This window comes from Nocardiopsis sp. ATB16-24 (assembly GCF_030271535.1).
Taxonomy (GTDB): domain Bacteria; phylum Actinomycetota; class Actinomycetes; order Streptosporangiales; family Streptosporangiaceae; genus Nocardiopsis.
The window spans coordinates 96,765-107,275 of the sequence record NZ_JASCXJ010000020.1 but is presented as its reverse complement, the minus strand read 5'-3'; the positions used below and the strand labels follow the sequence as shown (position 1 = coordinate 107,275).

Here is a 10,511-nt window from a genome sequence, read left to right as displayed (position 1 = left end):
CCGGGGTTGCGTAACCCGGTTTAGAAGATCATCGGTAAGCCGTGTGCGGGAAAACCGCACGCACGGATTGAAAGGGGGATGAGGAAACGGGCCCGGGAACGGGTACCGCGCCTCTGACTACCAATGATCGATGTTCGGCGGCTACAGCTCCTCCAGGCACTCGACCGTCACCGCACGGTCGCGGCGACCGCGGAGGCGCTCCACGTCACCCCGTCCGCGGTCTCCCAGCAGCTGTCGGCTCTGGTCAAGGAGGCGGGGGTGCCGCTCGTGGAGCGCAACGGCCGTCGTTTCCTGCTCACCGGCGCCGCGCGCGTGCTGCTCAAGCGGGCTCCCGTGATCTTCGCGGAGATGGAACGGGCCGCCGCCGACCTCGCCGAGTACGCCGAGGGCGACCGTGGTGTCATCCGGGTCGGCTCCTTCGCCACCGGTATCAGCGACCTCATCGCCCCGGCCCTGGCACGCCTGCGCGTCAGCCACCCCGGCTGGTCCTTCGAGGTCGTCCAGGCCGAGCCCGAGGAGAGCCCGGAGATGCTCCGCTCGGGCGACCTGGACGTGGCCCTGACCATGTCCACCGGGCACCTGCCTCCCAAGGGCGACCCCGACTTTCGCACCGACTCGGTGATGGTCGAACTGTTCGACGTGATCCTGCCCTACCAGCACCCGCTGGCCGCGCGGAGCAGCCTCCATCTGGCCGAGGACCTCTCCGACCAGGACTGGATCCTCTCCGCGCCCGGCACGGCCTGGCACGAGTGCGTGTCCGGCGCGGCGCACCAGGCGGGCTTCCAGCCGCGCGTGGCGCACACGGTGGACGACTTCAGCGCCGTGTTCGCCCTGGTCCAGGCGGGTCTGGGGATCGCCCTGATGCCGCGCCTGGCCTGGACGGGGCTGAACACCGCCCAGGTGGTGGTGCGCGGGGTGCGCGAGAGCGCGCGGCGGCACATCATCGCCCTCTCCCGCGCCGGCGCCACACCCGAGCCGTTGCTCACCGCCGTCCGAGAGGCGGCCAGGAAGGTCCCGGTCCCGTCCGTGGGCCCCTTCGCCATCGCCGGCTGACGGGCGGGTCGGTCAACCGGCCTCCGGCAGGGGCGGCACCTCGTCCAACACGTCCTGAGCGGACCGGTGCAGGTACCGGGCCACGACCTGGATCGGCCGCCACGCCCAACCTCCGGTACGCCCCGCCAGGTACACCCGCCGGACCCCGCCCAGCTCTCCCAAGGGCGCGTGCGCGACCCCGCGCCTGGTCACCGCCGACAGGCGGGGCACCACGCCCACCCCCATGCCGTCGGCGGCCAACTGCTCGACCAGCTCCAGGTTGTCGATGCGGTGGACGATGCGCGGGGTGAAGCCCGCGTCGGCGCACATGCGCCGCACGAGCGCCTCCTCGTCCCCCCGGTAGGGGCTGGCCGTCCACGCGGCGTCGGCCAGCTCCCGCAGCCTTCTCCGGGTCAGGGTACGGCTGTCGGCGCTCTGGGAGGGCTGGGCGAGCAGCAGCCCCTCGCTCCCGATGGGGTGCACCTTCAGAGTCCCCGGAAAAGTCCGGGGGAGAAGGCTGTACTGGTACACCACTCCGAGATCGGCCCCTCCGTCCTGGAGCAGGTCAAGGGCGTCCTCGGACTCGTACTCGGTCAGGTGGACCCCGATACCCGGATGATCGCGCCGCAGACGACGCAGGGCGGGCAGGACCAGGGGCGCGGCCGTGGTGTACATCACCAGGTCGACGCGGCCCACGGGCTCGCCCTCGCCGCTGAACTCCGCCCGTGCCGCCTCGACCCGGGCCAGGATCTCCACCGCGTGCTCGGCCAGTCGGCGCCCGGCCGGAGTCAGGCGTACCCGCCGTCCGTCGGGCACGAGCAGTGGCGCGCCGGCCTCGCGCTCCAGGACCGCGAAGTGTTTGGAGACCGCTGAGGTGCTCATGCCCGTGACCTCGGACACGGCCGCCATCGTGCCCAGGCGTTCCAGTTCGACCAGCAGCCGCAGTCGGGTGAAATCCATCCACCAAAACTACATGGTCCATCAACCAAAGCTCCGTGGACAGAAACTAAATGGAGAGATCCAATGGTCGGGTGATCCGCTTTCCCTCTCCCTCGCTGCGCCGTGCCCGTTTCGGGGTGCCGGCTCCCCTCATGCTGCTCATCGGCATGTTCACCCTGCACACCGGCAGCGCCCTGGCCGTCACCGCCTTCGCCCAGGCCGCACCGGCCACCGTCACCTGGCTCCGGTTGAGCTGGGCGGCGGTGCTGTTGCTGGCGCTGGGCGGACGTTCCCTGTGGCGGTCCGTGCGCGCCGCGACGCGGCGTGAGCTGGGGGCGGTGGTGATCCTGGGCACAGCCAGTGCCGGGATGATGCTGTTCTATTCCGAGGCCACGGCGCGGATCGAGCTCGGTACGGCCACCTCCATCGAGTTCCTCGGCACCCTGGTGGTGGCGGTGGCGGCCATGCGGCGCCGGCGCGAACTCGTGTGGATCATCGCCGCCGTGGCCGGTGTGCTCTGCCTGACCCGGCCCTGGCAGGGCGAACTCGACCTGACGGGGATCGCCTTCGCCCTGGCCGGGGCGGTCTGCGTCGTGGGCTACATCGTGTTGACCCAGAAGGTGGGGGCCGGTTTCGGCGCCGTGCACGGCCTGGCCCTGACCATGACCGTCGGCGCCCTGATCAGTGCTCCCTTGGGCGCCCCCGCCGTGTTCGCGGCCCCCGACCCGGACCTGATCCTGTTCACCCTGCTCATCGCGCTGCTCTTTCCGATGGTGCCGTTCCTGCTGGAGATGGTGGCGTTGCAGCGGATGAGCCGTACCGCCTACAGCACCTTCTCCAGCCTGGAACCGGCGGTCGCCCTGGTCATGGGTCTGGTCGTCATCGGGCAGGCGCCCGCCGCCGTGCAGGTGGTGGGCATGGCGCTGGTGGTGGTGGCGGGCGTGGGAGCGGCGCGGGGCGATCGCAGCGACCGGCCGGCCGTGCCACGGAGTCCCGTACGGCCCCAGGAGGTCGAAGGACCTTCCTCTCCCGGGGTCGCAAGGGCCTCGGCGGACCAGGCCGCCTGAACCGCTCCGGACCCGAAGACGCGCGCACGTCGGACGCACACGCGTGCTCGGGGAGGGGGAGGAGGGTCAGGCGCCGTCGGGGGTCCGGAGCGTCTCACCCGAGGCGATCTCGCCAAGCGCCCGCACGTGTTCGGCGAAGGCCGTCCGCCCCTCCTTGGTCAACGCCAGGGAGGTACGCGCGCGCCGTCCCACCGTGATCTTGTGGACGCGCACGTAACCGGCCTTCTCCAGCACCGTGACCTGCTTGGACAGGGCGGAGTCGGTGATCTCCACGGTGTCGCGCACGAAGCGGAACTCGGCGCTCTCCACCGCGGCGAGCGCCGCGACGATGGAGAACCGGACCGGGGCGTGGATCACCTCGTCCAGTCTGTCGCGCGGATGGTTCATGCCGAGTTCCTGCTGCGACGCAGGGACAGGTAGCCCGTCACCAGCAACGGCAGCGCGGTCACCACCGCACCCGGGACCCACCAGGACGGGTCCTGGGGAAAGTGCCTCGTGCCGAGGAGGAGCACCAGGCCGTAGGCCAGGCCCCAGACGCCCATCCCCACCCCGTGCAGTCGGCCGAAGCCCCGGGGGACGACCGCACGGGTGACCGCCCAGGTGATGAGCACCGCCAGGAACACCCAGAACAGCCCCATCGCCAAGCCCATGGCCCACGGTGTCGGATACAGCCCGATCGTCAGGGTCAGGAGGCAGCTGGCCGCCCCGAAGGCGAGCCCGAAGCCCATGTACCACCCGCCGCCGGAGCGTGCCCGGGACTCCACCTTCCGAGCCAGGGCCAGCGCTTCCCGTGCCTCGTTCTGCCGCATGTCGCTCTCCGTTCGTTCAAACGATTGCAAGAGTGGCACTTACTTTCCAATTTGGCAAGTGAGTGTCGAGCGTGCATGAGGAGAGGGTGAAGGGAGGAGCCACGCCCACGCCGTCCTGCCACCGACGGTCTCGACGTGCGCCGAGATGCACTACCTTGGTGCGAATCATGGCCGCGAAAACTGATCTCGAACTCCTGCGCGCCTACGAGCCCATCCTCATGTGCACCAAGGGAGAGCTGTTCTTCCCCACCAACGTGGACTCCTACGTGCGCAATTGCAGTCTGTGGATCGAGGAACCGGGCGGACGTGAAAGCGTCCTCGTCCCCGCAGGAGAACTCACCCTGGACCGCCTCGCCCGCGCGGAGGAGGAATGGCCCGGGCGCCACAAGCATCTGCGCTTCGTCCAGGAGGAGACCCTCCTGGAGGAGGCACGGCGCTACAAGGGCATGGCCCGCACCGTCATCCCCAAGAGCGGGCGCCTGGCCGCCGTCGGCGTCCTGGGCAGGGTCCTGGACATCCTCATGAAGCTGTCCCTGCTCATCCGCGGCGCGGTCCCCGGCGGTGTCACCTTCGCGGCGGTGACCCGCTACCGTGAGCGTGTCGACAACGGCGGGGCCACCTACTACGGCCGGGTCGTCCGCGAGGGCGGCTACGTCATCCTCCAGTACTGGTTCTTCTACGCCATGAACGACTGGCGGACCATCTACGGAGGGGTCAACGACCACGAGGCCGACTGGGAACGCGTCACCGTCTACCTCGTGGAGGACCCCGACGGCACCACCCGACCGGCCTGGATCGGCGCCTCCTCGCACGAGTACCACGGCGACGACCTGCGCCGCAGCTGGAACGACCCCGACCTGCGGCGAGAGGGCACCCACCCCGTCGTCTACGTCGGCGCGGGTTCCCACTCCCACCAGATGCTGCCCGGCGACTACCTCATCCAGGTCGACCCCGCGTTCCTGCGACGCCCCCTCCGCGCCTGGAGACGGCTCACCCACCGCATCTTCCGCGCCGACAGCGCCCTGAACCGGCACGGCATCGGCGTCCCCTTCGTCGACTACGCGCGCGGTGACGGCATCCGCCTGGGTCCGGGCGGCGACCGCGAATGGCACGCCGTCCTCATCGACGAAGAGACCCCGTGGATCAAGGGCTTCCGCGGTCTGTGGGGGCGCGACACCGGTGACTTCTTCGACGGCGAGCGCGCCCCCAGCGGCCCCCGCTACGAACGCGACGGCACCATCCGACGCTCCTGGACCGACCCGCTGGCCTGGGTGGGTCTCCAGAAGGTCGCCCCCACCGAGGCCGCGGCACGAGCCGAACTGCGTGCCCACGTCACGACCCTCGAAGAGCGCCTACACGCCCTGGACGCCGACATCCTGAGCCGTCGGGACCACCTGCGCCGCCTCGACTCGGCCCGCATGGTCCTCAACCGCGAGGCCCACTCCCGACCGCGCGCCCGCGAGTACGAGGAACGCATCGCCGTCCTGGAGATGGAACTGGCCGAGGTCTACGAAGAACGGACGCTGGCCGCCGACGAGCACGAGACCCACACCCGGGCCCTGGCCGACGACACGCCCCTGGTGCCCTCGCCCACCGAACACCTGAAGGCACCGCACCTGCCTTACTCCTCCGGAGCACAGCGTTCCACCCGCTTCCTGCACCTGTGGGTGGCGCTGAGCACCCCTCTGTTGCTGCTCTCGCTCGCCCTTCCGCTGTTCCTGCTGGACGGCCAGGAGACCTTCTACGCGATGATCGGCGTGGTCCTCGCCTTCGCCGCCGTCGACTCCATCGCCCGCCGCAGATTCGTCCAATACCTCGTCGGGCTGGCGGTCCTGGCCGTGGTGCTCGGCCTGCTGGTGGGGGTCGTGACCGCCTTCATCGTCAACTGGCGCATCGCCATCACCGTGCCCATCGCCGTGGTCGTGGTGCTGCTGCTCGTGGTGAACATCCGCGACCTGCTGCGTCGCTGACCGGCTTCCACCACGACCGTCCCGACGGGCACGATGGGGGCATGAACGAAGCGCTGTTCACCGGTCCGCCCGTGGAGGTGGCCCCCGGCGCCGTCCACCTGCCGGGGCGACTGGACGAGCCGACCCAGGTGGACCTGGTCCGACGCTGCCGTGACTGGGCCCGCGGGCCCGCCGGAATGCGCAGGCACACCATGCCGAGAGGCGGGACGATGAGCGTTCGCATGGTGAGCCTGGGGTGGCACTGGCGGCCCTACTCCTACTCACGGACCCTGCCCGACGGCACACCCGTGCGACCCTTCCCCGTACTGCTCGGCGACCTGGCCGCACGCGCGGTACGGGACGCCTATGGCACCCCGCCCTCCGATGACGCCGACCCCTACGACGTGGCACTGGTCAACTTCTACGACACCCGGGCGCGCATGGGCATGCACCAGGACCGCGACGAGCTCTCCGGTGAGCCCGTGGTCTCGCTCAGCCTCGGCGACACCTGCGTGTTCCGCTTCGGAAACACCCGCACCCGCACCCGCCCCTACACCGACGTCGAGTTGCGCAGCGGCGACCTGTTCGTCTTCGGAGGCCCCTCCCGCATGGCCTACCACGGTGTTCCCCGCATCCGACCAGGAACGGCGCCGCGGGCCCTGGGGTTGGAGGGGCGGCTCAACATCACCATCCGCGCCTCCGGGCTGGGGAACTGACCCGCTACCGGACTCGCGACCTCGGCGTGTCAGCGCGCACGTGTCCACCCACCGCGCGAGGATCGGCCATGCCCCACCAGAGCGGGCCCCGCCGCTCGGACGGCGGCGGAAGCCGAGCCCCGGAGGACAGATCACATGCCCGACTCCTCGCCCGAACGCCTCATGGCACTGGGCCACCGCCAAGCCGAGCCCTCCGAACAGGGCCGGCCCGGACGGGTGCGCTGCGTCCTGTACCGCGATGGACGTCGGGAGGGGGAGGTCGCCACCGTCGCCGAGGCCCGGCGCGCGGTCGAGGAGGCCCCGGGTTCCCTGACCTGGATCAGCATGTCCATGCCCGACCACGAACAGATCTTCGAGGCCGCCCGCGTCTTCGACCTGCCCGAACTGGCGGTGGAGGACGCCATCGTCGCCCACCAACGCCCCAAGGCCGAGGCCTACGGGGGAGTGCTCTTCCTGGTCCTGCGGCCCGCCCGTTACGACGAGGAACGCGAGAGCGTGGACGTGGGGGAGGTCCACGTCTTCGTCGGGCACGACTTCGTGATCACCATCGGCCACACCGACCAGGTCGACTTCGAGGACGTGCGCGCACTGGTGGAAGCCGACCCCGACACCCTGGCCCACGGCGTCCTCTCCGTGGTGTACACGATCCTGGACCGGGTCGTGGACGCCTACGCCCCCGTGATCGCGGGGATACAACAGGACATCGACGAAGTGGAGGGCCAGGTCTTCGCGAGGGACCCCAAGGCCTCCCCACGCATCTACCGCCTGGCCCGAGAGGTCATCGCCCTGGCGCGCGCCGTCGACCCGTTGGAGGTGGTGCTGGAGGCCCTCATGGAACCGCTGACCAAGGACACCGGGCCCCCCGGCCAGACCGGAGCGGGCTCGCCGGCCGTCTCCGCGGCCCGGCCCTTCCACATCCCCGAACACCAGCGCACCGCTCTGCACCACCGACTGCGTGACGTGGCGGACCACGCCGCCGCCGTGCACGAGCGACTCGACGGTTCCCGACAGCTGTTGCAGAACATCATGGCGCTCAACAGCGCACTCGTCGACCAGGCCCAGAACGAGGCGATGAAGAAGGTCTCCTCCTGGGGCGGCATCCTGATCGTGCCCACCCTCATCGTCTCCGTGTACGCGGTGGACATCGAACCCCAACCCGGGTTCCACTGGGTGTTCAGCTGGACGGTGGTCCTGGCCACACTGGTGCTGTCGTCACTGTGCCTCTACCTTCTGTTCCGGTACAAAGGCTGGCTCTGAAGACCCCCACCGGAGGTGACGATGGCAGAAGGATCCGCCGAGCGCGAAGTACTGCGGCTCATGACCGGCCCCTGGGTGTCCCGGGCGGTGGCCACCGCGATCGAACTGGGCCTGCTCGACCGTCTGGCCGAGGGCTCCGCCGACACCGACACCCTGGCCGCCGACCTGGAGCTGCGCCCCGACCGCCTGGAACGCCTGCTGCGTCTGTTGGCGTCGGTCGGCGTGGTCGAACGGGACGGGGGCGCCTATCGACCCACCGACGTCGGGGACGTCCTACGGCGCGGACACCCCTCGGGCATGGCCGAACTGGCACTGCTCTACGACAGCGACATGTTCACCGCCGCGTGGACACGTCTGGCCGACACGGTGCGCACCGGTGTCACCGCCTTCGAGGCCGCCCACGGCACCGACGTGTTCACCCATCTGACGAGGAACCCCGAGGACGCCGCGCTCTACACGGCGGGCATCGCCGCGGGAGGACGGTTCTGCGCCGTGATCCCCCACGTGCACGACTTCACCGGAGCCCACAGGATCGTCGACCTCGGTGGAGGTGACGGGTCGCTCCTCGCCGCCGTCCTGGAGAGCGCACCCCAGGCCCACGGGATACTGGTGGAACGCCCGCCCGCGCTGGCCGCGGCCGAGCTCCGCCTCGGTCCGCTCCTCGCCACCGGGCGGTGCGAGCTGGTGGAGGGGGACTTCCTCCGAGGCGTCCCCCACGGGGCCGACGTCTACCTGCTCAGCAGGGTCCTGCACAACTGGTCCGACCAGGACGCGCGCACGGTGCTGCGCCACTGCCGTGAGGCGATGCCCCCCGACGGGCGGGTGCTCATCGCCGAACGCGTCCTGCCCGACGAGGACCCGCCCTGGCTCTCGACCTTCCTCGACGCGCACATGATGGTGATGACCACCGGCGCGGAGCGCACCGAGGACGAGTACGAGAAGCTGCTGCGGTCGGCGGGCCTTTCCACCCGCCACATCCTCGACCTGCCCCTGGAGATGCGGCTTCTCGTGGCCGGCCCGTGCACGTGAGGTCTCGACCCGGGCGGGCCCGAAGGAGACGGGACCCCAGGGGAGCGGTCCACGCTTCGGCTAAGAGGCGAGGAGACGGCGGATCTCCCGCATCTCGCGGCGGGCGGTGACGGGGTGCTCCTCGGCGGCACGCAGCCTCTCGCCCCACTCCTGCGCGGCCTGGGCCGCCTCCCGGGCCAGGCGCCGGCTCCGCTCCTCCAGGTCGGCCCTGGCCGCGGCCCGTTCACGCCGGTCGAACAGCAAGGCCACCCCCGCACCCGCGACGGCGGCCAGGCACAGGAACCAGGCGAAGCCGTTGGCCGAGGCCAGCGCCACCACCAGCAGCACTCCCGAGGCGATCAGCAGACCCCACATGTAGCTTCTCGCCGGACCCTGGAGGACGGCGCCGCGCGTGCGCAACCGCTCCTCGGCCTGTTGCAGGTCCTCGGTCCGGAGGCCGTCGGAGGTGACCGTGACCCGCACCCCTTGCAGGGTGACCGCGGTGGAGTCCTCCACCGGAACGGACGCCTCCTCCACCAGCCTCTCGGCGCTCTCCAGCACGGCGGACCGTAGCAGGACCAGGGCGAAGGTGCGGCGGTGCGTCGGGGCATCCTGGCCGGTCAGGTCCTCGCCGAGCAGTGCGCCGACACTGCCCACGGTGTCGTCCCACCGCGGCTGCGCCCCGCCCTCGCCGCCGTTCTCGATGATCGCGCGCAAGGCGACCGCACGCTCGATGAGCGGCGCCTCCTCCGCGCTGCCCTCCTCCACGAGCATGCGCAGGGCCCGGCTCAGGAACTCCGCGCTGGCCCGGTCGGGGGCCAGCACCTCCTGGGAGGCGTCCTCGCCGCCCAAGGCGGCGATGAGGGAGACGCTCTCCCGCAGCCCGGTGATGCGCCGAGCGGCGGCGGCGCGCTGGGCGATCCCCTGGGGATCGGCGCTCCTGGACCGCGTCGGGCGGGAGGAGGCGGGGACCGCGTGCGTGAACAGGCCGTCCACCATCGGCGCTCGCACCCCCTGTCGGTCCCAGTGCCGGAGGGTGGCCAGCAGGAGGTGCTCGCGTGCGTCCTCGCCGAAGGAGCCGTCGGCCGTCAACAACCACAGGGCGCGCCGGCCGCGGCTCACCTCCTCGGAAGGGGCCGGAAGGTGGGGGAGCAGGGCGGCCGTCGCGCTCTCGCCCATGGCCCGGGCGTACTCCGCGCGGGTCAGCGCGGTGGCCAGCGCCGCGAAGTGGCGCGCGCGGTCGGAGTCGCGCCGTGCGGCCTCGTCGAAGCGGGCACGGGCGGTGCCCACGTCGTCGGACAGCAGCGCGTGCAGGCCGCGTGCGGCCGGGACGAGCCAGTAGTCGGGGACGTCGCGCAGTTCGAGGTCGGGCAGGGGGACGCCGTCGAGCATCTGCAAGGTGCGACGGCGGGCGATGGCGGCGTCGTCGAACATCGCCAGGGTGGCACGGATGTCGCTGAGTTCGATGAAGGCGTCCAGGGATGCCGAGACACGGTCCAGCCGCTGTTCGAGGGTGCCGCGCAGGCGCGACAGTTCCGAGCGCATCCTGCCGCGCTCGTAGGAGATCTGGTGCCGGGCCGAGTCCAGGCTCTCCTCGAGCTCCCGGATCCTCCGGTTCTGCGAGTAGTCGGTCCAGCTGCTCATGGGTTCCCTTCTCACACCGCGCGGGGGAAGGCGCCGCGCACTGCGCAGTGTGACGGCGAAAGCGCCTCTCCGGTTCCCGGCCCCGGCACC

General features: G+C 71.0%; 10 protein-coding genes. 6 read left to right on the top strand and 4 right to left on the bottom strand.

Features of this window, described 5'->3' with window-relative positions; all coding sequences use genetic code 11:
- Positions 1–123: 123 nt before the first annotated feature.
- A complete protein-coding gene (locus PFX91_RS19380) occupies positions 124–1,053 on the top strand; it encodes a LysR family transcriptional regulator (protein WP_285733899.1) in 930 nt (309 codons plus the stop codon).
- Between the two features lie 12 nt (positions 1,054–1,065).
- On the opposite strand, the gene PFX91_RS19375 is transcribed toward PFX91_RS19380, so the two are convergent.
- Positions 1,066–1,992, bottom strand: a complete 927-nt coding sequence (locus PFX91_RS19375) for a LysR family transcriptional regulator (protein ID WP_285733897.1) — start codon at positions 1,990–1,992, stop codon at positions 1,066–1,068.
- A 50-nt stretch (positions 1,993–2,042) separates the two neighbouring features.
- On the opposite strand from PFX91_RS19375, the gene PFX91_RS19370 reads away from it, so the two are divergent.
- Positions 2,043–3,038, top strand: coding sequence for an EamA family transporter (locus PFX91_RS19370; protein WP_285733895.1), 996 nt, complete (start codon positions 2,043–2,045; stop codon positions 3,036–3,038).
- Positions 3,039–3,104: 66 nt separating this feature from the next.
- On the opposite strand, the gene PFX91_RS19365 is transcribed toward PFX91_RS19370, so the two are convergent.
- Complete coding sequence (locus PFX91_RS19365) at positions 3,105–3,425, bottom strand: winged helix-turn-helix domain-containing protein (RefSeq protein WP_285733894.1); 321 nt, start codon at positions 3,423–3,425, stop codon at positions 3,105–3,107.
- The gene (locus PFX91_RS19360; RefSeq protein ID WP_285733892.1) at positions 3,422–3,847 is read right to left on the bottom strand and encodes a hypothetical protein; all 426 of its coding nucleotides are present in this window, start codon (positions 3,845–3,847) and stop codon (positions 3,422–3,424) included. The genes PFX91_RS19365 and PFX91_RS19360 overlap by 4 nt, the downstream gene beginning before the upstream one ends.
- A 167-nt stretch (positions 3,848–4,014) precedes the next feature.
- Here PFX91_RS19360 and PFX91_RS19355 point away from each other — a divergent pair, with 167 nt between their 5' ends.
- The 4 genes from PFX91_RS19355 (at position 4,015) to PFX91_RS19340 (ending at position 8,798) form a co-directional block, all read left to right on the top strand.
- Positions 4,015–5,817, top strand: a complete 1,803-nt coding sequence (locus PFX91_RS19355) for an NPP1 family protein (RefSeq protein WP_285733890.1) — start codon at positions 4,015–4,017, stop codon at positions 5,815–5,817.
- Between the two features lie 41 nt (positions 5,818–5,858).
- Complete coding sequence (locus PFX91_RS19350) at positions 5,859–6,512, top strand: alpha-ketoglutarate-dependent dioxygenase AlkB family protein (RefSeq protein WP_285733889.1); 654 nt, start codon at positions 5,859–5,861, stop codon at positions 6,510–6,512.
- 135 nt (positions 6,513–6,647) lie between these two features.
- The gene (locus tag PFX91_RS19345) at positions 6,648–7,769 is read left to right on the top strand and encodes a magnesium and cobalt transport protein CorA (RefSeq protein WP_285733888.1); all 1,122 of its coding nucleotides are present in this window, start codon (positions 6,648–6,650) and stop codon (positions 7,767–7,769) included.
- A gap of 21 nt (positions 7,770–7,790) precedes the next feature.
- Entirely contained in the window at positions 7,791–8,798 is a 1,008-nt protein-coding gene (locus PFX91_RS19340) for a methyltransferase (RefSeq protein ID WP_285733887.1), read from the top strand.
- A gap of 60 nt (positions 8,799–8,858) precedes the next feature.
- Here the strand turns inward: PFX91_RS19340 and PFX91_RS19335 are convergent, their stop codons facing one another.
- Entirely contained in the window at positions 8,859–10,421 is a 1,563-nt protein-coding gene (locus PFX91_RS19335) for a hypothetical protein (protein ID WP_285733886.1), read from the bottom strand.
- Positions 10,422–10,511: the final 90 nt, after the last annotated feature.

Excerpts from the sequence above, each read along its gene's own strand:
- PFX91_RS19345 (WP_285733888.1), top strand. The coding sequence starts at position 6,648 with ATGCCCGACTCCTCGCCCGAACGCCTCATGGCACTGGGCCACCGCCAA.
- PFX91_RS19370 (WP_285733895.1), top strand. The coding sequence starts at position 2,043 with ATGGAGAGATCCAATGGTCGGGTGATCCGCTTTCCCTCTCCCTCGCTG.
- PFX91_RS19340 (WP_285733887.1), top strand. The coding sequence starts at position 7,791 with ATGGCAGAAGGATCCGCCGAGCGCGAAGTACTGCGGCTCATGACCGGC.
- PFX91_RS19335 (WP_285733886.1), bottom strand. The coding sequence starts at position 10,421 with ATGAGCAGCTGGACCGACTACTCGCAGAACCGGAGGATCCGGGAGCTC.
- PFX91_RS19365 (WP_285733894.1), bottom strand. The coding sequence starts at position 3,425 with ATGAACCATCCGCGCGACAGACTGGACGAGGTGATCCACGCCCCGGTC.
- PFX91_RS19360 (WP_285733892.1), bottom strand. The coding sequence starts at position 3,847 with ATGCGGCAGAACGAGGCACGGGAAGCGCTGGCCCTGGCTCGGAAGGTG.
- PFX91_RS19350 (WP_285733889.1), top strand. The coding sequence starts at position 5,859 with ATGAACGAAGCGCTGTTCACCGGTCCGCCCGTGGAGGTGGCCCCCGGC.
- PFX91_RS19355 (WP_285733890.1), top strand. The coding sequence starts at position 4,015 with ATGGCCGCGAAAACTGATCTCGAACTCCTGCGCGCCTACGAGCCCATC.
- PFX91_RS19375 (WP_285733897.1), bottom strand. The coding sequence starts at position 1,992 with ATGGATTTCACCCGACTGCGGCTGCTGGTCGAACTGGAACGCCTGGGC.
- PFX91_RS19380 (WP_285733899.1), top strand. The coding sequence starts at position 124 with ATGATCGATGTTCGGCGGCTACAGCTCCTCCAGGCACTCGACCGTCAC.